The 22354-nt window shown below is 45.2% G+C and carries 39 protein-coding genes; all 39 read left to right on the forward strand.

Features of this window, described 5'->3' with window-relative positions:
- Window positions 1–168: 168 nt before the first annotated feature.
- The 39 genes from GGC63_RS32780 to rpsI all read left to right on the forward strand — a co-directional run bounded on the left by GGC63_RS32780 (window position 169) and on the right by rpsI (window position 22144).
- The gene (locus GGC63_RS32780; protein WP_079914989.1) at window positions 169–426 is read left to right on the forward strand and encodes a ribosomal L7Ae/L30e/S12e/Gadd45 family protein; all 258 of its coding nucleotides are present in this window, start codon (window positions 169–171) and stop codon (window positions 424–426) included.
- Window positions 427–545: 119 nt separating this feature from the next.
- A complete protein-coding gene (gene rpsL, locus GGC63_RS32785) occupies window positions 546–968 on the forward strand; it encodes a 30S ribosomal protein S12 (RefSeq protein ID WP_079914988.1) in 423 nt (140 codons plus the stop codon).
- A gap of 41 nt (window positions 969–1009) precedes the next feature.
- Window positions 1010–1480 carry a 30S ribosomal protein S7 gene (gene rpsG / locus GGC63_RS32790; protein ID WP_079914987.1) on the forward strand — a complete coding sequence of 157 codons (471 nt, stop codon included), beginning with the start codon at window positions 1010–1012 and terminating at the stop codon, window positions 1478–1480.
- A 35-nt stretch (window positions 1481–1515) separates the two neighbouring features.
- Window positions 1516–3591: an elongation factor G gene (gene fusA / locus GGC63_RS32795; protein WP_079914986.1), complete on the forward strand. Its 2076-nt coding sequence runs from the start codon at window positions 1516–1518 to the stop codon at window positions 3589–3591.
- A gap of 33 nt (window positions 3592–3624) precedes the next feature.
- Window positions 3625–4815: an elongation factor Tu gene (tuf, locus tag GGC63_RS32800; RefSeq protein WP_079914985.1), complete on the forward strand. Its 1191-nt coding sequence runs from the start codon at window positions 3625–3627 to the stop codon at window positions 4813–4815.
- A 243-nt stretch (window positions 4816–5058) separates the two neighbouring features.
- The gene (gene rpsJ, locus GGC63_RS32805) at window positions 5059–5367 is read left to right on the forward strand and encodes a 30S ribosomal protein S10 (RefSeq protein WP_006212922.1); all 309 of its coding nucleotides are present in this window, start codon (window positions 5059–5061) and stop codon (window positions 5365–5367) included.
- A 52-nt stretch (window positions 5368–5419) separates the two neighbouring features.
- The gene (rplC, locus tag GGC63_RS32810; protein ID WP_192705833.1) at window positions 5420–6037 is read left to right on the forward strand and encodes a 50S ribosomal protein L3; all 618 of its coding nucleotides are present in this window, start codon (window positions 5420–5422) and stop codon (window positions 6035–6037) included.
- Window positions 6038–6063: 26 nt separating this feature from the next.
- Window positions 6064–6687, forward strand: coding sequence for a 50S ribosomal protein L4 (gene rplD, locus GGC63_RS32815; protein ID WP_192705834.1), 624 nt, complete (start codon window positions 6064–6066; stop codon window positions 6685–6687).
- The gene (gene rplW, locus GGC63_RS32820) at window positions 6687–6977 is read left to right on the forward strand and encodes a 50S ribosomal protein L23 (RefSeq protein ID WP_028552014.1); all 291 of its coding nucleotides are present in this window, start codon (window positions 6687–6689) and stop codon (window positions 6975–6977) included. Before rplD ends, rplW begins: the two co-directional genes overlap by 1 nt.
- A gap of 31 nt (window positions 6978–7008) precedes the next feature.
- A complete protein-coding gene (gene rplB / locus GGC63_RS32825; RefSeq protein ID WP_079914982.1) occupies window positions 7009–7839 on the forward strand; it encodes a 50S ribosomal protein L2 in 831 nt (276 codons plus the stop codon).
- Window positions 7840–7878: 39 nt separating this feature from the next.
- Window positions 7879–8157, forward strand: a complete 279-nt coding sequence (gene rpsS / locus GGC63_RS32830; protein WP_079914981.1) for a 30S ribosomal protein S19 — start codon at window positions 7879–7881, stop codon at window positions 8155–8157.
- A gap of 45 nt (window positions 8158–8202) precedes the next feature.
- A complete protein-coding gene (gene rplV, locus GGC63_RS32835; protein WP_079914980.1) occupies window positions 8203–8538 on the forward strand; it encodes a 50S ribosomal protein L22 in 336 nt (111 codons plus the stop codon).
- Between the two features lie 13 nt (window positions 8539–8551).
- Complete coding sequence (gene rpsC, locus GGC63_RS32840) at window positions 8552–9217, forward strand: 30S ribosomal protein S3 (protein WP_079914979.1); 666 nt, start codon at window positions 8552–8554, stop codon at window positions 9215–9217.
- Window positions 9218–9219: 2 nt separating this feature from the next.
- Window positions 9220–9654, forward strand: coding sequence for a 50S ribosomal protein L16 (gene rplP, locus GGC63_RS32845; RefSeq protein WP_079914978.1), 435 nt, complete (start codon window positions 9220–9222; stop codon window positions 9652–9654).
- The gene (rpmC, locus tag GGC63_RS32850; RefSeq protein ID WP_079914977.1) at window positions 9644–9844 is read left to right on the forward strand and encodes a 50S ribosomal protein L29; all 201 of its coding nucleotides are present in this window, start codon (window positions 9644–9646) and stop codon (window positions 9842–9844) included. Before rplP ends, rpmC begins: the two co-directional genes overlap by 11 nt.
- A 24-nt stretch (window positions 9845–9868) precedes the next feature.
- Window positions 9869–10132, forward strand: a complete 264-nt coding sequence (gene rpsQ, locus GGC63_RS32855) for a 30S ribosomal protein S17 (RefSeq protein ID WP_079914976.1) — start codon at window positions 9869–9871, stop codon at window positions 10130–10132.
- A 41-nt stretch (window positions 10133–10173) separates the two neighbouring features.
- Window positions 10174–10542, forward strand: coding sequence for a 50S ribosomal protein L14 (rplN, locus tag GGC63_RS32860; protein ID WP_079914975.1), 369 nt, complete (start codon window positions 10174–10176; stop codon window positions 10540–10542).
- A 113-nt stretch (window positions 10543–10655) separates the two neighbouring features.
- Complete coding sequence (gene rplX / locus GGC63_RS32865; RefSeq protein WP_079914974.1) at window positions 10656–11009, forward strand: 50S ribosomal protein L24; 354 nt, start codon at window positions 10656–10658, stop codon at window positions 11007–11009.
- A gap of 32 nt (window positions 11010–11041) precedes the next feature.
- Window positions 11042–11584, forward strand: a complete 543-nt coding sequence (gene rplE / locus GGC63_RS32870; protein ID WP_079914973.1) for a 50S ribosomal protein L5 — start codon at window positions 11042–11044, stop codon at window positions 11582–11584.
- Window positions 11585–11617: 33 nt separating this feature from the next.
- Complete coding sequence (locus GGC63_RS32875; RefSeq protein ID WP_026326663.1) at window positions 11618–11803, forward strand: type Z 30S ribosomal protein S14; 186 nt, start codon at window positions 11618–11620, stop codon at window positions 11801–11803.
- Window positions 11804–11835: 32 nt separating this feature from the next.
- Window positions 11836–12234, forward strand: a complete 399-nt coding sequence (gene rpsH / locus GGC63_RS32880; RefSeq protein WP_028552003.1) for a 30S ribosomal protein S8 — start codon at window positions 11836–11838, stop codon at window positions 12232–12234.
- Between the two features lie 31 nt (window positions 12235–12265).
- A complete protein-coding gene (rplF, locus tag GGC63_RS32885) occupies window positions 12266–12808 on the forward strand; it encodes a 50S ribosomal protein L6 (RefSeq protein ID WP_079914972.1) in 543 nt (180 codons plus the stop codon).
- Between the two features lie 50 nt (window positions 12809–12858).
- The gene (gene rplR, locus GGC63_RS32890) at window positions 12859–13227 is read left to right on the forward strand and encodes a 50S ribosomal protein L18 (protein WP_079914971.1); all 369 of its coding nucleotides are present in this window, start codon (window positions 12859–12861) and stop codon (window positions 13225–13227) included.
- A gap of 29 nt (window positions 13228–13256) precedes the next feature.
- Window positions 13257–13754, forward strand: coding sequence for a 30S ribosomal protein S5 (rpsE, locus tag GGC63_RS32895; RefSeq protein WP_028552000.1), 498 nt, complete (start codon window positions 13257–13259; stop codon window positions 13752–13754).
- An 11-nt stretch (window positions 13755–13765) separates the two neighbouring features.
- Complete coding sequence (rpmD, locus tag GGC63_RS32900) at window positions 13766–13954, forward strand: 50S ribosomal protein L30 (protein ID WP_079914970.1); 189 nt, start codon at window positions 13766–13768, stop codon at window positions 13952–13954.
- A 37-nt stretch (window positions 13955–13991) separates the two neighbouring features.
- On the forward strand, window positions 13992–14432 hold the full coding sequence (rplO, locus tag GGC63_RS32905) for a 50S ribosomal protein L15 (protein WP_079914969.1): 441 nt from the start codon (window positions 13992–13994) through the stop codon (window positions 14430–14432).
- The gene (secY, locus tag GGC63_RS32910) at window positions 14432–15733 is read left to right on the forward strand and encodes a preprotein translocase subunit SecY (RefSeq protein WP_079914968.1); all 1302 of its coding nucleotides are present in this window, start codon (window positions 14432–14434) and stop codon (window positions 15731–15733) included. The genes rplO and secY overlap by 1 nt, the downstream gene beginning before the upstream one ends.
- Window positions 15734–15817: 84 nt before the next feature.
- A complete protein-coding gene (locus GGC63_RS32915) occupies window positions 15818–16471 on the forward strand; it encodes an adenylate kinase (RefSeq protein ID WP_079914967.1) in 654 nt (217 codons plus the stop codon).
- Window positions 16468–17217 carry a type I methionyl aminopeptidase gene (map, locus tag GGC63_RS32920; RefSeq protein WP_079914966.1) on the forward strand — a complete coding sequence of 250 codons (750 nt, stop codon included), beginning with the start codon at window positions 16468–16470 and terminating at the stop codon, window positions 17215–17217. The genes GGC63_RS32915 and map overlap by 4 nt, the downstream gene beginning before the upstream one ends.
- 8 nt (window positions 17218–17225) lie before the next feature.
- Window positions 17226–17534 carry a KOW domain-containing RNA-binding protein gene (locus tag GGC63_RS32925; protein WP_079914965.1) on the forward strand — a complete coding sequence of 103 codons (309 nt, stop codon included), beginning with the start codon at window positions 17226–17228 and terminating at the stop codon, window positions 17532–17534.
- A gap of 2 nt (window positions 17535–17536) precedes the next feature.
- Window positions 17537–17755, forward strand: a complete 219-nt coding sequence (infA, locus tag GGC63_RS32930; protein WP_009676800.1) for a translation initiation factor IF-1 — start codon at window positions 17537–17539, stop codon at window positions 17753–17755.
- Between the two features lie 58 nt (window positions 17756–17813).
- Window positions 17814–17927 (forward strand): 50S ribosomal protein L36, encoded by a 114-nt coding sequence (gene rpmJ, locus GGC63_RS32935; RefSeq protein ID WP_003333770.1) that lies wholly within the window; start codon window positions 17814–17816, stop codon window positions 17925–17927.
- A 16-nt stretch (window positions 17928–17943) separates the two neighbouring features.
- Window positions 17944–18312, forward strand: coding sequence for a 30S ribosomal protein S13 (gene rpsM, locus GGC63_RS32940; protein ID WP_079914964.1), 369 nt, complete (start codon window positions 17944–17946; stop codon window positions 18310–18312).
- Between the two features lie 20 nt (window positions 18313–18332).
- The gene (rpsK, locus tag GGC63_RS32945) at window positions 18333–18728 is read left to right on the forward strand and encodes a 30S ribosomal protein S11 (protein ID WP_013921137.1); all 396 of its coding nucleotides are present in this window, start codon (window positions 18333–18335) and stop codon (window positions 18726–18728) included.
- Between the two features lie 125 nt (window positions 18729–18853).
- Entirely contained in the window at window positions 18854–19798 is a 945-nt protein-coding gene (locus GGC63_RS32950; protein WP_079914963.1) for a DNA-directed RNA polymerase subunit alpha, read from the forward strand.
- Between the two features lie 40 nt (window positions 19799–19838).
- A complete protein-coding gene (gene rplQ, locus GGC63_RS32955; RefSeq protein WP_028552489.1) occupies window positions 19839–20204 on the forward strand; it encodes a 50S ribosomal protein L17 in 366 nt (121 codons plus the stop codon).
- A 91-nt stretch (window positions 20205–20295) separates the two neighbouring features.
- Window positions 20296–21072: a tRNA pseudouridine(38-40) synthase TruA gene (truA, locus tag GGC63_RS32960; RefSeq protein ID WP_192705835.1), complete on the forward strand. Its 777-nt coding sequence runs from the start codon at window positions 20296–20298 to the stop codon at window positions 21070–21072.
- A gap of 221 nt (window positions 21073–21293) precedes the next feature.
- Window positions 21294–21731, forward strand: coding sequence for a 50S ribosomal protein L13 (rplM, locus tag GGC63_RS32965; RefSeq protein WP_079914961.1), 438 nt, complete (start codon window positions 21294–21296; stop codon window positions 21729–21731).
- Between the two features lie 20 nt (window positions 21732–21751).
- On the forward strand, window positions 21752–22144 hold the full coding sequence (gene rpsI, locus GGC63_RS32970; RefSeq protein WP_028552486.1) for a 30S ribosomal protein S9: 393 nt from the start codon (window positions 21752–21754) through the stop codon (window positions 22142–22144).
- Window positions 22145–22354: the final 210 nt, after the last annotated feature.

The following is a 22354-nucleotide window of genomic DNA, read 5'->3' on the forward strand; positions in this document are numbered from 1 at the left end:
ACTTGATGTCGAATAGAGAATGGATAAATGCTTGTCTTCACCTAAGAAAATGTGAATTATTTTCTTTTTGTGAAGACAAGCAATTTTCTTGACACAGTGTTCATGGGATGCTAATATATCGAAGTGTGCCAATTTATAATAGTCACCTGTGCTTTGGAGGATGTTTTTATGTCTTATGAAAAAGTGAAACAGGCAGCGAACATAAGCATAGGCACGAAGCAAGCGACAAGAATGGTGGAGCTAGGCAAGGCCACAGAGGTCTTTGTTGCTCAAGATGCAGATCCGCGAATAACGATAAAGATGGTTAACCTCTGCAAGAAAATGGGGGTTAAGGTAACATACGTTGATTCCATGAAGTTGTTAGGTAAGGCGTGTGGTATTGAAGTTGGAGCTGCAATGGCAGCTGTAGTGAATGAGTCAAACTGATGTTTTTGTCTGCAGAACAGCGATGTGATGATGGCAAAAACTTTTACTTTGTTCATTTACGATTCGCCTGGATCTGTGGGCTTAAATCATGAAACGCAAATTTGGAAGGAGGTGGCGACATGCCAACAATTAACCAGCTCGTTCGTAAAGGACGTCAAGCAAAAGTCGAAAAATCGAAATCTCCGGCTCTTCAAAAAGGTTTTAACGCTCTGAAAAGAGAAGCTACAGACCTGAGCGCTCCTCAAAAGCGCGGTGTATGTACTCGTGTAGGTACAATGACACCGAAGAAACCGAACTCCGCACTTCGTAAATACGCTCGTGTGCGTTTGACTAACCGTGTAGAGGTTACTGCCTACATCCCAGGTATCGGACACAACCTGCAAGAGCACAGTGTTGTTCTGATCCGTGGTGGCCGGGTAAAAGACCTTCCAGGGGTACGTTATCACATCGTTCGTGGTGCTTTGGATACATCCGGCGTTAACAACCGTATGCAAGCTCGTTCGAAATACGGTACGAAGCGTCCAAAAGCGAAAAAGTCCTAAAAACCAAAATAGAATGAACTTTTTGAGAAAGGGGGATAACTATGCCTCGTAAAGGTCCAGTTACTCGCAGAGACGTATTGCCAGATCCTATTTACAATAGCAAGCTGGTAACTCGTTTGATCAACCGCATTATGATCGATGGCAAAAGAGGTGTCGCTCAGACAATCCTTTATAACGCCTTCAATCTGATTCAAGAACGTACAGGTAAAGAGCCGATGGAAGTGTTTGAAGCAGCCATCAAAAACATCATGCCTGTTCTTGAAGTAAAAGCCCGTCGTGTAGGTGGTGCGAACTACCAAGTACCTATCGAAGTAAGACCAGATCGTCGTACGACTTTGGGTCTTCGCTGGTTGGTAAACTACTCCCGCCTTCGCGGTGAGAAAACGATGGAAGAAAGATTGGCTCAAGAAATTATTGATGCCAGCAACAACACAGGTGCTTCCGTTAAGAAACGTGAAGATACGCACAAAATGGCAGAAGCCAACAAAGCGTTCGCGCACTATCGTTGGTAAAATTCAATTCCTGATAATAGGAAGGAGACAACCTAATGGCTAGAGAGTTCTCCTTAAAAGATACGCGTAATATCGGGATTATGGCGCATATTGATGCGGGTAAAACGACTACAACGGAGCGTATCTTGTTCTACACAGGCCGTACTCATAAAATCGGTGAAGTGCACGAAGGTGCTGCAACGATGGACTGGATGGAACAAGAGCAAGAGCGCGGTATTACAATTACGTCTGCCGCTACGACTGCTTCTTGGAAAGGTCACCGCATCAATATCATCGATACCCCGGGACACGTTGACTTCACTGTTGAAGTTGAACGTTCCCTGCGCGTGTTGGATGGAGCAGTAGGTGTGTTCAGTGCGAAGGAAGGCGTTGAGCCTCAATCCGAGACAGTTTGGAGACAAGCTGATCGTTACGGAGTTCCTCGTATTGCATACGTAAATAAAATGGACATCATCGGCGCGGATTTCTTGGGTGTAATTGAGCAAATGCGTGCAAGACTTGGCGCAAATGCAGTAGCTATCCAATTGCCGATCGGTGCTGAAAGTGATTTCGTTGGTATTATCGACTTGGTTGAACAAGTTGCCCACATGTTTAAAGACGATTTGGGTAAAGAAGTCGAAATCGTTGAAATCCCTGAAGAATACAAAGCAAAAGCGGAAGAGCTTCGCCTTGAACTCGTGGAGAAAGTTGCTGAGCTTGATGAAGAGCTTACAATGAAATACCTCGAGGGTGAAGAATTGACTGTTGAAGAGATCAAAAAAGCTCTTCGTCAAGGCGTTTGCCAAGTTAAGATCTTCCCTGTTGTTTGCGGTTCTTCTTACCGTAACAAAGGCGTTCAATTGATGATTGACGCTGTTGTGGATTATTTGCCAGCTCCTATCGACGTTCCTGACATTAAAGGAACTTTGGAGGACGGTACGGAAGTTACTCGTAAATCTGCTGACGATCAACCGTTCGCTGCTCTTGCGTTCAAGATCATGACGGATCCGTTTGTAGGTAAATTGACATTCTTCCGCGTATATTCCGGTATCTTGAGCTCCGGTTCGTACGTAATCAACTCCACTAAAGGCAAACGTGAAAGAATCGGCCGTATCCTTCAGATGCACGCTAACAGCCGTCAAGAAATCAGCGAAGTTTACTCCGGTGATATCGCGGCAGCCGTTGGTTTGAAAGATACGACAACCGGTGACACACTTTGCGATGAGAAGCATCCGGTAATCCTGGAGTCCATGAACTTCCCAGAGCCGGTTATCCAGCTTGCTGTTGAGCCTAAAACCAAGGCTGACCAAGACAAAATGGGTATCGCTTTGCAAAAACTGTCTGAAGAGGATCCAACTTTCCGTGCTCACACGGACGAAGAGACAGGTCAAACGATTATCGCCGGTATGGGTGAGCTTCACCTGGAGATCTTGGTTGACCGTATGCTTCGTGAGTTCAAGGTAGAAACCAATGTGGGTAAACCACAGGTTGCTTACCGTGAAACATTCCGTCAAGCGGCTAAAGTTGAAGGTAAATTCGTTCGTCAATCCGGTGGCCGTGGTCAATACGGACATTGTTGGGTTGAGTTCGAACCTCTTGAGCCGGGAACTGGCTTCCAGTTCGAAAGCAAAATCGTCGGTGGTGCTATTCCTCGTGAATACATTGCTCCGATCCAAGCTGGTATTGAAGAGTCCATGAAGAACGGCGTATACGCTGGCTTCCCGCTGGTTGATATCAAAGCAACTGTCGTTGACGGTTCTTACCATGATGTTGACTCCAGTGAGATGGCGTTTAAAATTGCCGGCTCCATGGCTTTGAAAGCAGCTGCTGAAAAATGCCGTCCGGCATTGCTAGAGCCAATCATGAAGGTTGAAGTTACCGTACCGGAAGAGTACATGGGCGACGTAATGGGCGACCTGAACTCCCGCCGCGGACGTATCGAAGGTATGGACACCCGTCACGGTGCACAAATCATTCGTGCGAAGGTACCTCTTTCTGAAATGTTTGGATACTCCACTACTTTGCGTTCCAGAACACAAGGTCGCGGCGTATACTCTATGGAAATTTCCCATTATGAAGAAGTGCCTAAGTCCATTGCAGAAGAAATTGTTGCAAAGCACAAAGGCGCCTAATAATAAATGTCTATTTAAGGAGGCAATCTAACCATGGCAAAAGCGAAATTTGAACGTAATAAACCCCATGTTAACATTGGTACCATCGGTCACGTTGACCACGGTAAAACAACTTTGACAGCTGCTATCACAACTGTATTGTCCAAAAGATACGGCGGTGCTGCAGTAGCATTTGACCAAATCGACAAAGCTCCAGAAGAGCGCGAGCGCGGTATCACTATCTCCACCGCACACGTTGAGTATGAAACTCCTAACCGTCACTATGCACACGTTGACTGCCCAGGTCACGCTGACTATGTTAAAAACATGATCACTGGTGCTGCACAAATGGACGGAGCAATCCTGGTTGTATCCGCAGCTGACGGCCCAATGCCGCAAACTCGCGAGCACATCCTGTTGTCCCGCCAAGTAGGCGTTCCTTACATCGTTGTATTCTTGAACAAATGCGACATGGTTGAAGACGAAGAGCTTCTTGAATTGGTTGAAATGGAAGTTCGCGACCTGTTGAACGAATACGAGTTCCCAGGCGACGACACTCCAATCGTTCGCGGCGCAGCTCGTGAAGCTTTGCAAAACCCAGACGGTCCTTGGGCTGACAAAATCGTTGAGCTGTTCGAGCAAATCGATACTTACATCCCAACTCCTGAGCGCGACACTGACAAGCCTTTCTTGATGCCTGTCGAGGACGTATTCTCCATCACTGGCCGTGGTACAGTTGCTACAGGTCGTGTAGAGCGCGGTACTGTTAAAGTTCAAGACGAGATCGAAATCGTTGGTCTTGTTGAAGAAACTCGCAAATCCGTTGTAACTGGCGTTGAGATGTTCCGCAAATTGCTGGATTCCGCTCAAGCTGGTGACAACATCGGTGCATTGCTTCGTGGTGTAGACCGTAAAGATATCGAGCGTGGACAAGTTTTGGCTAAACCGGGTTCGGTTAAACCTCACACTAACTTCTCTGCTCAAATCTACGTTTTGACTAAAGAAGAGGGTGGCCGTCACAAGCCTTTCTTCACTGGATACCGTCCTCAGTTCTACTTCCGTACAACTGACGTAACTGGTATCATCAACCTTCCTGAAGGTACTGAGATGGTTATGCCTGGTGACAACATCACCGTTACGGTTGAACTGATCTCCCCAATCGCTATCGAAGAAGGTACTCGCTTCGCGATTCGTGAAGGCGGACGTACTGTTGGTGCGGGCGCGGTTGCTACCATCAGCAAGTAATTTTTGATAGAAAGAATCCCTTCATCTTCTATAAGATGAGGGGATTTATTTTTTTAGGCAAAAACATAAAGATTTGCTTGCTATTTTGTTTCATATTTTATATAATAGTGAGCGTTGGTCTGTGACGTTGCGATGAAGTGAGAGGTTGCTGACACACCCGGCCCCTTTGCCATAGGGACGGCGTCAGGAGATTTTCACTGAGTATGTCCGATACTAAATTGGGCGATAGAAGGAGGGAATACTATGGCAAAGCAAAAAATTCGTATTCGTTTGAAGGCTTATGATCACAGAGTACTTGATCAATCCGCTGAGAAAATTGTAGAAACTGCGAAACGTTCCGGTGCAGGCGTATCGGGTCCGATTCCGCTGCCAACGGAGAAGCAAATCATCACGATTCTTCGTGCAGTTCACAAATACAAAGACTCTCGCGAGCAATTCGAAATGCGCACACATAAGCGCTTGATCGATATTGTTAATCCAACGCCGCAAACAGTAGATGCTTTGATGCGTTTGGATCTGCCGTCCGGTGTGGACATCGAAATCAAACTATAATTCACATTGTGAATAAATAAATGAGCGTATATAAGGAAAAGAGGTGTCAACGATGAAAGGTATCTTAGGGAAAAAACTTGGAATGACCCAAGTGTTTACTCCAGAAGGTTTGGTGATTCCAGTAACGGTTATCCAAGCAGGTCCTTGCACAGTGCTGCAAAAGAAGGATGCTGAAAATGACGGTTACGAAGCGATCCAAATCGGCTTCGACGATAAAAAAGAAAAGAACGCAATTAAGCCTGAGTTGGGCCATGCGAAAAAAGCGGGCGCAACACCTAAGCGCTACGTAAAAGAAATTCGCGGTATGTCCGGATTTGAAGTTGGCCAAGAAATTAAAGCTGACTTGTTCGCGACTGGCGAGTTCGTTGACGTAACAGGTACTTCCAAAGGTAAAGGATTCCAAGGCGTTATCAAAAGACATAATCAATCCACAGGTCCAATGGCTCACGGTTCCCGTTATCACCGCGGTCCAGGTTCCATGGGTTCGATCCAAGCTAACCGCGTTCCTAAAGGTAAAAACCTGCCAGGACATATGGGTAGCGAAACAGTAACCTTGCAAAATCTTGAAGTTATCAAAGTAGACATTGATCGTAACGTTATCTTGGTTAAAGGCTCCATCCCTGGTGCTAAAAACAGCTACGTTAGCGTGAAATCTACAGTTAAGAAATAAGTAAAGCAGGAAAGGAGGATTAACAGATGCCAAAAGTAGCATTATACAACGTTAGTGGTTCCCAAGTGGGAGAAGTTGAGTTGTCGGATTCCGTATTCGGTATCGAGCCGCACGCTCACGTTTTGAACGAAGCAGTGTTGATGCAACGTGCTTCCCTTCGTCTTGGTACACATAAAGTAAAAGGTCGTTCTGAAGTTCGCGGCGGCGGTCGTAAGCCTTGGAAACAAAAAGGTACAGGCCGTGCTCGTCAAGGTAGTATTCGCGCTCCTCAATGGAAAGGTGGCGGTACCGTATTTGGTCCGACTCCGCGCAGCTATTCTTACAAACTTCCGAAGAAAGTACGTCGTCTTGCGATTAAATCTGCATTATCTTCCAAGGTAATCGGAAATGAAATCATCGTGTTGGATCAATTGCAATTGACTCAACCTAAGACGAAAGAATTCGCAGCTATTCTTAGCAACTTGAAAGTGGATCGTAAAGCTTTGGTAGTAACAGCTGGTTACGAAGAAAACGTGGCATTGTCCGCACGCAACATTCCTGGCATCAAATTTGTGGTGGCTGAAGGAATTAACGTGCTTGATGTTATGGTATATGACAAGCTGATCATTACTAAGGATGCGGTACAGAAGGTAGAGGAGGTGTTTGCGTAATGAAGAACCCTCGCGACATTATTAAGCGCCCTGTGATCACTGAACGTACGAGTGATATGATGGCCGAGAAGAAATATGTCTTCGAAGTGGAACTCCGTGCGAACAAGACGGAAATTAAACAGGCCATTGAGTCTATTTTCAAAGTGAAAGTAACGAATGTTAACACATTGAGAATGCCTGCTAAGCCTAAGCGCTACGGTCGTCATTCCGGATATACATCCGAGTGGAAAAAAGCGATTGTTTCCTTGAGCGCAGACAGCAAAGAACTCGAATTCTTCGAGAACGCGTAATCTAATTTTTTGAAGTAAGGAGGGAATCCAAGTGCCAATCAAGAAATATAAACCAACATCACCAGCACGTCGTGCTATGTCGGTTTCTACATTCGAAGAAATTACAACTTCAACACCTGAGAAATCATTGTTGGCTCCACTTAGCAAGAAAGCGGGCCGCAACAATCAAGGTAAAATTACGGTTCGTCACCAAGGCGGTGGCCACAAGCGTAAATACCGGATTATCGATTTCAAACGGACCAAAGACGGAATACCTGGACGCGTTGCTACAATCGAGTATGATCCAAACCGTTCGGCTAATATCGCTTTGATTCATTATGCGGATGGTGAGAAACGTTACATCATCGCTCCTAAAGGTTTGAAAGTGGGAGACCAAATTTTCTCCGGCGCAGATGCGGATATCAAAATCGGTAATGCATTGCCGCTTGAGAACATTCCTGTAGGTACGGTTATCCACAACATAGAGCTGAAGCCAGGTAAAGGCGGACAATTGGTTCGTGCAGCTGGTACAGAAGCTCAATTGCTTGGTAAAGAAGATGAGTATGTAACAGTTCGTCTTTCTTCCGGCGAAGTAAGAAAAGTACTGAAAGTTTGCCGCGCTACAATCGGTTCCGTAGGTAACGAAGACTACGAATTGGTTAAGATCGGTAAAGCTGGACGTTCCCGCTGGTTGGGTCAAAGACCTGAAGTGCGCGGGGTAGTAATGAACCCTAACGATCACCCTCACGGTGGTGGTGAAGGCCGCGCTCCAATCGGACGTAAATCCCCGATGTCTCCATGGGGTAAACCGACTCTGGGTTATAAAACTCGTAAAAAAGGTAAAGCTTCTGATAAATATATCGTTCGTCGTCGTACGAAGTAATATGAATCTCGTCACGATTATTGAAGGGAGGAACGAAACATGGGTCGCAGTTTAAAAAAGGGTCCTTTCGTGGATGACTATCTTTTGAAGAAAGTCGAAGCGCAAGGTGATACTACGAAAAAACAAGTCATCAAAACTTGGTCTCGCCGTTCTACCATTTTCCCGCAATTCATTGGTCACACTTTTGCGGTGTATGATGGCAGAAAGCACGTACCGGTGTATGTAACGGAAGATATGGTTGGACACAAACTGGGTGAGTTTGCTCCAACTCGTACTTACAAAGGTCATGATGACGACAAGAAAACAGGCAAGCGCTAATCGTAGCGTTTGGTAATATGAGTGTCAATGAGAGGAGGTACTTCCATGCCAGAAGCAAAATCCATTGCAAGATTCGTACGTATTGCTCCTCGTAAGGTGCAATTGGTTATCGACTTGATCCGCGGCAAGCAAGTAGGAGAAGCTATTGCGATTCTGCGTCATACGCCGAAAGCAGCATCCCCGATTGTGGAGAAGGTATTGAACTCCGCTATCGCTAATGCTGAGCATAACTACTCTATGGACCCTAACAACCTGGTGATTTCCCAAACCTTTGTTAACCAAGGTCCAACAATGAAGAGATTCCGTCCTCGCGCTATGGGACGTGCGAGCCGTATCAATAAACGTACCAGCCACATTACTGTAGTGGTATCTGAAAAATAAGGAGGGATAACGTGTGGGTCAGAAAGTAAACCCGGTAGGACTTAGAATTGGTATTATCCGCGATTGGGAATCCAAGTGGTACGCTGGCAAAGATTTCGGCGATCTGCTGCTTGAGGACGTGAAAATCCGCGAGTATTTGAAAGAAAAGCTGAAGGAATCGGCTGTTTCTCATATTGATATTGAACGTGCTGCGAACCGTGTTAATGTTACTATTCATACGGCGAAGCCTGGTATGGTTATCGGTAAAGGTGGCTCTGAGGTTGAAGTTATTCGTAACTACATCTCCAAGCTGACTAACGGTAAGAAAATCCACATCAATATCTCTGAAATCAAAAATCCTGAGCTGGACGCAATCTTGGTTGCAGAAAGCATTGCTCAACAGTTGGAGCGTCGTGTTTCGTTCCGTCGTGCGATGAAACAAGCGATCCAAAGAACGATCAGAGCTGGAGCAAAAGGGATCAAAACATCAGTAAGCGGTCGTTTGGGTGGAGCGGAAATCGCCAGAACGGAAGGATACAGCGAGGGTACAGTTCCTCTTCATACATTGCGTGCGGATATCGACTATGGTACAGCGGAAGCTCATACTACTTATGGTCGTATCGGTGTAAAAGTATGGATCTATCGTGGCGAAGTTCTTCCAACGGCTAAGAAAAAGGCTGTAACGGAAGGAGGCAACTAATCATGTTAGTTCCTAAACGTGTAAAACACCGTAAAGAACATCGTGGTAACATGCGCGGCCGTGCTAAAGGCGGTACGGAAGTGCATTTCGGAGAATATGGTTTGCAAGCTATGGAACCAGCTTGGGTAACTAACCGTCAAATCGAAGCTGCCCGTATTGCTATGACTCGTTATATCAGACGTGGTGGTAAAGTTTGGATCAAAATTTTCCCTGCGAAGCCAATTACTCAAAAGCCTCTTGAGGTCCGGATGGGTAGTGGTAAAGGTAACGTGGAAAAATGGGTTGCTGTTGTTAAGCCAGGTAAAATCATGTTCGAACTTGCCGGCGTAAGTGAAGAGATTGCTCGCGAAGCAATGCGTCTTGCTTCTCACAAGCTGCCGATCAAAACGAAGTTTGTTAAAAGAGAAGATGTAGGTGGTGAAGCAAATGAAAGCTAGTGAATTTCGCAACTTAACCACTGCTGAGATTGAACAAAAGGTTGCCGGATTTAAGGAACAACTCTTTAACCTCCGTTTTCAACTGGCTACCGGTCAACTGGAGAACCCAGTTCAGATTCGAGAAGTCCGCAAAGAGATTGCTCGTGCAAAGACTATTTTGCGTGAAAGAGAACTGGGTATCATTAGTTAATGAATGAGAGAGGAGGATCTCACAATGAGTGAACGTAACGAACGTAAAACTCAGGTAGGTAAAGTCGTTAGCAACAAAATGGATAAAACTATCGTTGTTGCTGTTGAGACTTATAAAAAGCACGATCTTTACCACAAGAGAATCAAATATACTAAGAAATTCAAAGCCCATGACGAAAACAACGAAGCTCAAATCGGTGACGTTGTAAGAGTAATGGAAACTCGTCCGATCTCCAAAGACAAGCGCTGGAGACTGGTTGAAGTTGTAGAAAAAGCGATTATCGTTTAAGATATGCTAATTGCATCAATTCCGGAAGGAGGGTTTAGACAATGATTCAACCTCTATCTCGTTTAAATGTGGCTGACAACTCTGGCGCTAAGAAACTTATGTGCATCCGCGTATTGGGTGGTACTGGCCGTCGCGTAGGACACATCGGTGATTTGATCATCTGCTCCGTGAAAGAAGCAACACCAGGGGGCGTTGTCAAAAAGGGCGATGTAGTTAAAGCAGTTATCGTTCGTACGAAAAGCGGCGCTCGTCGTAAAGACGGTTCTTACATCAGCTTTGATGAGAATGCAGCGGTTATCGTAAAAGAAGATAAGAGTCCTCGTGGAACTCGTATCTTTGGACCAGTTGCTCGTGAACTTCGTGACAGAGATTTCATGAAAATCGTTTCTCTTGCACCAGAAGTTATCTAATAAAGAAGACCCTCGGTGGAGGGGCTACTTACGAAGTTAGCGTTCATGGAACGCTAAGCAAATGTCTTACGATGTGGGTTTTCTTGAGAAAACTCTTAGGAGGTGGAATTTCGATGCCAAACAAAGGTAAGAAGCTCGAATCTTACAACAATAAATTGCACGTGAAAAAAGATGACAATGTGTTCGTGATTACAGGTAAGGACAAAGGTAAAAAAGGTCGTGTAATCGCAGCATATCCTCGTGAGAACCGCGTGTTGGTTGAAGGTGTGAACATGATCAAGAAGCATGCTAAGCCTTCCCAAGCGAATCCACAAGGCGGTATTATTTCGCAAGAAGCGCCAATTCACGTATCTAACGTGATGCTGGTTGATCCAAAGAGCGGCCAACCTACCCGTGTAGGTTACAAAGTATTGGACAACGGTAAAAAAGTGCGCGTAGCAAAAAAATCCGGTGAAGTCATCGACTAATCGTATAAGTTAGGAAAGGAGGTACATGAAACATGGCAGCAAGATTAAAAGATCGTTTTCTGAACGAAGTTACTCCTTCGTTAATGCAAAAGTTCAGCTATTCCACTGTTATGCAAGTGCCTAAAATTGAGAAAGTCGTTATCAACATGGGTGTTGGTGAGGCGGTTTCCAATTCCAAAGTACTTGATGTAGCAGTTCAAGACCTTCAACTTATTGCAGGTCAAAAGCCAGTAGTAACTAAGGCGAAAAAATCTATCGCAGGTTTCAAACTGCGTGAAAATATGCCAATCGGTGTTAAGGTTACATTGCGCGGCGAGCGTATGTATCACTTCTTGGACAAATTGTTCAACGTGGCACTTCCTCGTGTTCGTGACTTCCGCGGTGTTTCCAACAAAGCATTCGACGGACGCGGTAACTACACACTTGGTCTTAAAGAGCAATTGATTTTCCCTGAAATCGAGTACGATAAAGTGGATAAAGTTCGTGGTATGGATATCGTTATCGTAACGACAGCTAAAACCGACGAAGAATCCCGTGAATTATTAACCCAATTAGGAATGCCGTTTACGAAGTAATCGAAACGGTACCAAGCGGAGGTGTAAAAGTAAGTGGCAAAAACTTCGATGAAAGTGAAGCAGCAGCGCCCTCCTAAATTCAAGGTGCAGGCGTATACTCGCTGCGAACGCTGTGGTCGTCCGCATTCCGTTCTACGGAAATTCAAAATTTGCAGAATTTGTTTCCGTGAATTAGCATACAAAGGCCAGATCCCTGGCGTTAAAAAGGCAAGCTGGTAATAACCCTAGTTTCGGGAAGGAGGTTCACAAATATGGTGATGTCAGATCCAATTGCAGATATGCTTACTCGCATTCGTAATGCAAACGTAGTGCGTCATGAGACAGTTGAAATTCCGGCTTCGAAGATCAAGAGAGAAATCGCTGAGATCCTCAAGAAGGAAGGCTTTATCCGTGATGCTGAATATATCGAGGATAACAAGCAGGGGATTATCCGTCTCTTCTTGAAATACGGTCCTAACAACGAACGTGTTATCTCCGGTCTGAAAAGAATCAGCAAGCCGGGCTTGCGTGTTTACACTCAAAGCCAAGAAGTACCTCGTGTACTTGGCGGTTTGGGTATCGCGATTATCTCGACTTCCAAAGGCGTTATGACCGACAAGGAAGCTCGTCAATCCAAAGCAGGCGGAGAAGTTATCTGCTACGTGTGGTAATACAGAATTAAAATGAACGGAGGTGCAAACCATGTCCCGTATTGGTCGCAAGCCAATTACAATCCCAGGCGGAGTTAATGTAACTTTGGACAATACTTTAATTACTGTTAAAGGTCCTAAAGGAACATTGTCCCGTGAATTACACAGAGACATGAAGGTGGTTGTTACAGAAAACGAAATTTCTGTAGAGCGTCCTTCTGATAATAAATTACATCGCTCCTTACACGGTACGACTAGAAGTGTTGTTGCCAACATGGTTAATGGCGTAACCGAAGGATTCGCGAAATCTCTTGAGTTGGTTGGTGTCGGTTACCGCGCTAACAAAACTGGCAACAAGCTGGTTTTGAACGTAGGTTACTCCCACCCAGTAGAAATCGAGCCTGAGAACGGCATCGAATTTGAAGTTCCTTCTAACACTAAGATCATCGTTAAAGGTATCGATAAAGAGTTAGTCGGTGCAACGGCTGCTAAAGTACGTTCCGTACGTGAGCCTGAGCCTTATAAAGGTAAAGGTATTAAGTACGAAGGCGAGCGTATTCTTCGTAAAGAAGGTAAAGCAGGTAAGAAGAAATAAGGTCGCCTAGAGCGATAATTTCTTATCCAAGTTGAAAGGAGTGACCTCGAATGATTACAAAAGGCGATAAAAATAAAGCCCGTTTGAAAAGACACCTGCGTGTTCGTAAGAAAATTCAAGGTACGACTGAACGTCCACGCTTGAATATCTTCCGTTCCTCCAAGCACATGTACGCTCAATTGATCGACGATGTGAAAGGTGTAACGATTGCTGCAGCTTCCACTCAAGATAAAGAGTTGAAAGAAAGCATCGGTAACGGCGGTAACGTGGAAGCAGCTCGCAAGGTCGGAGCTTTGATTGCTGAGCGTGCTAAAAAGAACGGTGTTCAACAAGTTGTTTTTGACCGTGGTGGATACTTGTATCACGGACGTGTGCAAGCATTGGCTGACGCTGCTCGTGAAGCAGGTCTTGAATTCTAATCAAAACATAAACAAGGAGGTAAAGTCACTTGCGTATTGATCCCAATACTTTAGAGTTAACTGAAAAAGTTGTTAACATTAATCGCGTTGCTAAAGTAGTAAAAGGCGGACGTCGTTTCAGCTTCAGCGCATTAGTAGTTGTAGGCGACGGTAAAGGCTGGGTAGGCGCAGGAATCGGTAAAGCTGGTGAAGTACCTGATGCAATCCGCAAAGGTATTGAAGATGCCAAGAAAAACCTGATTCATGTACCTATCGTTGGCACTACGATTCCTCACTTGGTAATCGGAAAATTCGGCGCAGGAAGCGTATTGTTGAAACCTGCATCCAAAGGTACTGGAGTTATCGCCGGTGGTCCAGTTCGTGCCGTATTGGAGCTTGCTGGTGTAGGCGACATCTTGACAAAATCCCTAGGTTCTTCTAACTCCATCAACATGGTTAATGCTACATTGGAAGGTTTGCAGCGTCTGAAGCGTGCTGAAGAAGTTGCAAAACTGCGTGGCAAAACTGTTGAAGAACTGTTAGGTTAGGAGGGATAACCATGGCTAAGCAATTACAAATTACCCTCAAGCGCAGTCTGATCGGTCGTCCAGAAGGACAACGTCGTACAGTTGCTACTCTTGGACTTCGCAAGCTGCACCAAACAGTTACACAACAAGACAATGCTGCTATCCGCGGCATGGTCAATCAAGTGAGTCACTTGGTAGAAGTTAAAGAAATCGAAGCATAAATCCGATTAATAAAATGCATTAGAGGAGGTGCAAACGATGAAGTTGCATGAACTTAGTTCTGCCGAAGGATCCCGCAAAACACGCAAGCGCGTAGGCCGCGGTATCGGAAGTGGAATGGGAAAAACAGCTACTCGCGGACATAAAGGGCAAAACGCTCGTTCCGGCGGTGGTGTTCGTCCAGGTTTTGAAGGAGGTCAAAACCCTCTATATCGTCGCTTGCCTAAGCGTGGTTTCACTAACAGATTCCGTAAGGAATTCGCGATTGTGAATCTGACTGAGCTTAACAAGTTTGCTGCTGGTACGGAAGTTACTCCTGAATTGCTGCTTGAATCCGGCATTGTGAAAAATGCAAGAGACGGCATCAAAGTTCTGGGTAACGGCGAAATCACTGTACAGCTGAACGTGAAAGCTAATAAGTTCTCTCAATCTGCGGTAGAGAAAATTCAGGCTGCCGGCGGTAAAACCGAGGTGATTTAATGTTTCGTACCATATCCAATATTTTTAAAGTGGACGATTTACGGAAAAGAATCATTTTCACCTTACTGGTTTTAATCGTCTACAGAATTGGTGCTTTCATTCCGGTACCTAACATCAACACAGATATTTTGAAGCTTCAAGATCAGGCCAATTCCAGTGATGTATTTGGCTTGCTGAACACCTTTTCCGGCGGCGCCCTGTTCCAATTCTCCATCTTCGCGATGGGAATTATGCCTTATATCACAGCCTCGATCATAGTTCAGCTATTATCGATGGATGTGATACCAAGGTTTGCGCAGTGGGCTAAAGAAGGGGAAGTAGGCAGACGGAAGTTAGCGCAAATTACCCGTTATGGTACAATCGTGTTGGGGCTGGTTCAAGCGTTTGGTTTGGCGATCGGATTTAACCGAATCTACGCTGGCCTTGTTGTGAATCCTACATTCGCAACATATGCTTTAATTGCGATCGTTCTTACAGCGGGAACTGCATTTCTGATGTGGTTAGGGGAACAAATCACTGAAAATGGAATTGGAAATGGTATTTCCATGATCATCTTTGCGGGGATTGTTGCTGCGATTCCTACCGGAATCTCGCAAATCGTCAAAACTCAGTTTGCAGAAGCTGGCGATGCACTATTCTTGAACATCCTTAAGATGGTCATTATAGCTATCGTCGTCATCGCACTGATTGCCGGAGTCATCTTTATTCAACAAGGTGTACGTAAAATTCCGGTTCAGTATGCAAAACGTGTTGTTGGCCGTAAAATGTATGGTGGACAATCGACACATATCCCTTTAAAGGTTAATGCAGCAGGCGTAATTCCGGTTATCTTTGCCCTTTCGCTGCTAGTATTCCCTCCAACGCTCGCAAGCTTCTGGAGAGGCAATCCGGTAGCGGACTGGATCATTACGAACTTGAACTATACACATCCTGTCGGGATGGTTTTGTATGTGCTGCTTATCATTGGATTCACGTTCTTCTACACGTTTGTTCAGATCAACCCTGAGCAAATGGCGGAACAGATGAAGAAAAACGGAGGCTACATTCCAGGGATTCGTCCAGGGAAGACGACTTCGGTTTACTTAACCAAAGTGATGACTCGCATTACTTTGTCCGGTGCTTTGTTCCTGTCCGCGGTTTCTATCCTGCCAATGCTTCTCGGAAGTGTGGCCGGCTTGCCGAACTCGGTAAGAATCGGCGGTACTTCTTTGCTGATTGTTATCGGTGTTGGATTGGAAACGATGAAGCAAATCGAATCCCAATTGATCAAGCGCCATTACAAAGGCTTCATTAATAAATAGCAAATAGGTTCTGGTAGTTATTTATTAGCTATCGGCACCTATTGTGCTGTTAGCATCGTTTGATGCGATGGGGAGGAAATCATTATGAACGTGATTTTTATGGGACCTCCTGGTGCAGGAAAAGGTACACAGGCGGAAGGAATCGTTAATGAGTTTCAAATCCCGCATATCTCGACCGGTGATGCTTTCCGCTTGGCAATGAAGCAGGAAACACCGCTTGGTTTGGAAGCAAAAAAATATGTGGATCAAGGTTTGCTCGTTCCGGATGAAATCACCATTGGTATCGTAAAGGAACGTCTGCAGCAGCCGGATTGCAATAAAGGCTTCTTGCTGGATGGTTTTCCAAGAACCATTTCTCAAGCTGAAGCACTGGATGACATCATGGCCTCTTTGGGCAGAAGCATAGACCATGTAATCAACTTAAAAGTAGACCGCAGTCTGCTTTTGGCTAGATTGACTGGTCGAAGAATCTGCAAGGCATGCGGAGCTACGTATCATATCTTGTTTAACCCTCCAGCACGTGAAAATGTGTGTGATAAATGTTCTGGCGAATTGTATCAAAGATCAGACGATACCGAAGAAAAAGTAGGCACCCGTCTTGATGAATACACGAGCAAAACAGCACCTCTATTGTCGTATTACCGTAACAAAGGAAACTTACGTGAGGTTAACGGCGAGCAAGAAATAAGTGCGGTTACTACACAAATCATTTCACTATTGCGAGGGCAAGCGGAATGATCATTTGTAAGTCTGCAGCTGAATTGGAGTTAATGAGAGAAGCCGGCCGCATAGTGGCCGATACGCATCTTTTGTTGCAAAAGGCCATTCAGCCCGATATTACAACTAAAGAGCTGGATCAAATCGCAGAAGAATATATTCGCAGTCAGGGCGCTACCCCATCTTTTAAAGGCTATAACGGTTTTTCTGGCAGCATCTGTGCTTCAGTCAATGATGAATTGGTTCACGGCATACCCAGTGGGCGTAAGCTTAAAGATGGCGACATCATCAGCATTGATATCGGTGCAAACTACAAGGGATATCATGGTGACTCTGCTTGGACCTATGGAGTAGGGAATATTTCAGATACAGCCAAGAAGTTGTTGGAAGTAACCGAGAGATCTCTATATGCCGGTCTTGCGGAAGCCAAACCGGATGCGCGATTGTACACTATCTCTCACGCGATTCAAAAATGCGTCGAGAATGAAGGTTTTTCAATTGTTCGAGAGTATGTAGGACATGGTGTAGGTAGAGAGCTTCACGAAGAACCTCAAATTCCGAATTACGGCTTACCTGATCGAGGACCTCGATTGAAGCCTGGTATGGTATTAGCGATTGAGCCAATGGTCAATGTAGGGGAACGATACGTCAAAACCCTAGAGGACAACTGGACAGTCGTTACAGTGGATGGCACACTGTGCGCGCATTTCGAGCATACCATTGCTATTACCCCGGATGGGTATGAAATACTCACTAAATCTCGGTAGGTGATAGAGTGGATTCGGTAAACATTCCACAGCTCGGACAACTCGTTAGGATCATTCGTGGTAAGGACTCCGGGAAGTACGCCGTTATAATCAGCGTCGAAGACCAACGATTCGTATGGATTGCCGACGGCGACAAACGGAAGTTCGACCAGCCTAAGAAGAAAAACTTGATTCATCTCGAGTTACTGCAAACAATCAGCAGCGAAGTAGTGGATAGCTTGAAAGAAAGCGGTCGTGTGACGAACGGAAAGTTACGCTTCGCACTGAAGAAGTACGTGGATCCAATGAATTCAGAAGCACATGAGAAAGGAGAATGACTGTGGCCAAAGAAGATGTAATTGAAGTTGAAGGTACAGTGATTGAACCTCTTCCGAATGCAATGTTTAAGGTGGAGCTTGAGAATGGTCATAAGATACTTGCTCATGTATCCGGAAAGATCAGAATGCACTTTATCCGGATCTTGCCTGGTGACAAAGTGACTGTGGAGCTTTCCCCTTATGATTTGACCAGAGGCCGTATAACCTATCGTTTTAAATAGATACGAGTTAGTCTTACGAAGTTAGTTTTCTTACGAAAACTCACAGGAGGTAATAAACATGAAGGTAAGACCATCGGTCAAACCGATCTGCGAAAAATGCAAAGTCATTCGCCGCAAAGGCAATGTAATGGTAATTTGCGAAAACCCTAAGCATAAACAAAAACAAGGATAAGGAGGTGCTCCTATAAATGGCACGTATTGCTGGTGTAGACTTGCCGCGTGACAAACGCGTAGTTATTGCTTTGACCTACATTTTCGGTATTGGCAGAACAACTTCCGAGAAAATTCTGGCTTCTACTGGTGTTGACGCATCGACTCGTGTTCGTGACCTGACTGAAGACGAAGTAAGTAAACTTCGCGATGCAATTGACAAAACCGTTAAGGTGGAAGGCGACCTTCGTCGTGAGATCGCTCTTAACATCAAACGCTTGATTGAGATCGGTTGCTATCGTGGTGTTCGTCACCGCCGCGGCTTACCTGTTCGTGGTCAACGTACTAAAACTAACGCTCGTACGCGTAAAGGTCCTCGTCGTACTGTAGCTAACAAGAAAAAATAGTAAAGGAGGTTAACAATTAAATGGCTAAACCGAAAAAAGTTGTTCGTACAAAACGTCGTGATCGGAAAAATATCGACTCTGGAGTGGCACATATCCGCTCTACGTTTAACAATACGATTGTAACTATTACCGACCCGCACGGTAATGCAATTTCTTGGGCAAGTGCTGGTAACCTGGGCTTTAAAGGCTCGCGTAAAAGCACACCGTTCGCTGCACAAATGGCCGCTGAGTCCGCAGCTAAAGCAGCAATGGAACATGGTATGAAAGCCGTTGAAGTTATGGTTAAAGGTCCTGGCGCTGGTCGTGAAGCTGCGATTCGTTCGCTGCAAGCTGCAGGTTTGGAAGTTAACCTGATTAAAGACGTGACTCCAATTCCACATAACGGTTGCCGTCCTCCAAAACGTCGTCGTGTCTAATTCAGGATTGCAAAAGAGTGGTATAAATATCCAATAAGTGTGAATACTGTTTGGATAGGCATACTGCACGTTCTATGCGTCTTAAGTTATCCAGAGGGAAACGACGTTTTGAAGGAGGGTTATAAATGATCGAAATCGAAAAGCCGAAAATAGAAACCGTATCATTGAGTGAGGATGGCACTTACGGTAAGTTTGTTGTAGAGCCTCTTGAAAGAGGTTATGGAACGACCTTAGGGAACTCGCTTCGCAGAATCCTGTTGTCCTCTTTGCCGGGGGCAGCAGTGACTTCGGTTCAAATCGACGGAGTCCTGCACGAGTTCTCCACCGTACCTGGTGTCATGGAAGATGTTACGGAGATTATCCTTAACCTTAAAGGGCTATCGTTGAAGATTCATTCCGACGAGGAGAAAGTGTTGGAAATCGACGCAGAAGGTGAAGGGCCCGTTGTAGCCGGCGATATTCGTGGTGATAGCGATGTGGAGATCCTTAATCCGGATTTGCATATTGCTACGCTTGCCTCCGATGCACGTCTTCACATGCGAATTCATGCTAATCGGGGACGCGGATACGTTCAAGCGGATAAGAACAAGAAGGAAGATCAGCCAATCGGCGTAATTCCAATTGACTCGATCTATACTCCGATTACCCGTGTGAATTACAGCGTAGAGAACACTCGCGTCGGCCAAGTTACCAACTATGATAAACTAACCCTCGAAGTCTGGACCGATGGAAGTATTCGACCTGAAGAGGCCGTAAGCTTGGGCGCTAAAATTTTAACAGAGCATTTGATGCTGTTTGTCGGCTTGACCGATGAAGCTAAGGATGCCGAGATTATGGTGGAAAAAGAAGAAGATAAGAAAGAAAAAGTGCTCGAGATGACGATCGAAGAGCTGGATCTTTCTGTTCGTTCTTACAACTGCCTGAAGCGCGCAGGTATTAATACGGTTCAAGAATTGATTACGAAAACGGAAGAAGACATGATGAAGGTTCGTAATCTTGGACGTAAATCCCTTGAAGAGGTTCAAGAGAAGCTCGAAGAGCTTGGACTTGGTCTCCGAATGGAAGACTAAAACGTCAGGTTATAATTAAGCAGAAGGAGGTTGCACACAAATGGCATACCAAAAGTTGGGTCGTGATTCCAGCGCACGTAAAGCTCTTTTTCGTGACCTGGTAACCGACTTGTTCATACATGAGCGCATCCAAACTACTGAAGCTAAGGCTAAAGAGCTGCGCTCTATTGCAGAAAAACTAATTACGTTGGCAAAACGCGGAGATCTTCATGCTCGCCGTCAAGTTGCTTCCTTTGTTCGTCGTGAAGCAGCTAACGAAAATCAAGACGCGATCCAGAAGCTATTCTCTGAATTGGCTCCACGTTACGCTGAACGTCAAGGCGGTTACACCAGAATCTTGAAGCTGGGTCCTCGCCGCGGCGATGCAGCGCCAATGGTATATTTAGAATTAGTAGATCGTGCATAAAAAGGATGGGAAAGGGTGGACGGGATCTCTTGATTCTGATGAAACCCTTTTTTTTGTAGCCTAAGCTTGAACGGTTTAATGGAGGACGGCCGTGAGGAATATATGCATGACCGTCAGTTATGACGGGACAGCTTACAATGGTTTTCAAACGCAGCCTAACTTAAATACGATTCAGGACGTGCTGGAACAAGCCGTGCACTCTCTAACCGGAGAAAAGGTCAAATTGACTTCGTCGGGCAGGACGGACGCAGGGGTTCATGCGAGAGGTCAAGTTATTAACTTCTATACAGAATCGAAGATTCCTATCGAGAGATGGTGTATGGCGCTTAATACAAGACTACCGGATGATATTGTCGTAAGCGGCGCTAGAGAGGTAGATTTATCTTTTCATGCGACCCGATCAGCTGTACAAAAGACGTATCGTTACTCCATCCGCTGCGGCCGTCATCCTGACCTGTTTAAACGTCATATGGAGTTTTACCATCCGACTGCTTTGAACACGGATGCTATGGCAGAAGGGCTCAAATGGTTAATCGGTACACATGACTTTACATCCTTTTGCTCCGTCAGATCCACGAAATTGTCCCACGTCAGAACGTTATTCGACGCCAGGCTGGAATGTGAACCTGTGGACCCTCAGCTTCAATCGTTTACCATTCATATATATTTGACCGGCAACGGCTTTTTATACAACATGGTTCGAATCGTAGCAGGGACCTTGATCCAGGTGGGAGAAGGCAAACGTTCAAGTGAATCGATCCGCGACATTCTGGCAGCCCGCAACCGGGCTAAAGCCGGACCTACAGCTGTGCCTCATGGGCTTATGCTCTGGGAAGTATTATATAATCTAGATACAATCATTACTTGATTTGTCGCAGATTTTATAGTACAATATCACTTGGCGTTTCTTGATCGGCTATCCCACGGCCCCGGGTCAAGGAAAAGGCTAACCTTAATTTAACGATAACTATAAACGAATGATACAGATAGATTGATGATGGAATGGCAGATGTCTTCATGTTCATCACATGACTGTGTCGTTTCATCCAACTAGTAACGAAGTGAACAATTGTTTAGGAGGAACTATTCATGCGTACCACATATATGGCTAAGTCAAATGAAGTAGAGCGCAAATGGTACATCATTGACGCAACAGATAAAACTCTGGGCCGTCTTGCGAGCGAAGCTGCCAGCATTATCCGCGGTAAGCACAAACCGCAATTTACGCCTCACGTTGATACTGGGGATTTCGTAATCGTAATTAACGCAGAAAAAATCAGATTGACTGGTAAAAAGCTGCAAAACAAAATGTACTATCGCCACTCTTTGTACTCTGGCGGTTTGAAAGTAACATCCGCTCAAGATTTGCTTAATACAAAACCAGAACGTGTACTTGAATTCGCAATTCATGGCATGCTTCCAAAAAATCGCCTTGGCGATAGCATGAAGACAAAATTGAAAGTATATGCCGGTTCTGAGCATCCGCATCAAGCACAACAACCTGAAGTTTGGGAACTTCGCGGTTAATTTAAAGGGAGGGCTGTTTTGTGGCACAAGTTCAATATTATGGAACAGGTCGTCGTAAGCACTCGGTAGCTCGTGTACGTTTGGTACCAGGTGAAGGACGCATCATTATTAATAAACGTAACCTTGATGAGTATTTTGGTCTTGAGACTTTGAAGTTGATCGTTAAACAACCGCTTAACTTGACAGAAACATTGGGCAAATACGATGTTTTGGTTATTGCTAACGGCGGCGGTATTTCCGGACAAGCAGGAGCAATCCGTCACGGTATTTCCCGTGCATTGCTGAAAGCTGATCCTGAATTGCGCGGTTCCTTGAAAAAGGCAGGTTTCCTGACTCGTGACCCTCGTATGAAAGAGCGTAAAAAGTACGGCTTGAAAGCAGCTCGTCGCGCTCCTCAATTCTCCAAACGTTAATATCAAGCATTATCGCGTATACAAGAACCTTTTCACTATTTCGGTGGAAAGGTTTTTTTGTTTTTCGGCGTGCCCAGCTAAGCACGCATCTTCTATCCGGTGAAAGTCCGGTCGTGGGAGGGGCCAAGCCCCCGCGTAGCTTGGATTCTTATGTATGGCGAAATCTGTGCGTAAAAGCGAATCGACGAAAGTACTTGTCGGAGACAAGGC

The organism is Paenibacillus sp. OAS669, from assembly GCF_014873645.1.
Classification (GTDB): domain Bacteria; phylum Bacillota; class Bacilli; order Paenibacillales; family NBRC-103111; genus Paenibacillus_S; species Paenibacillus_S vulneris.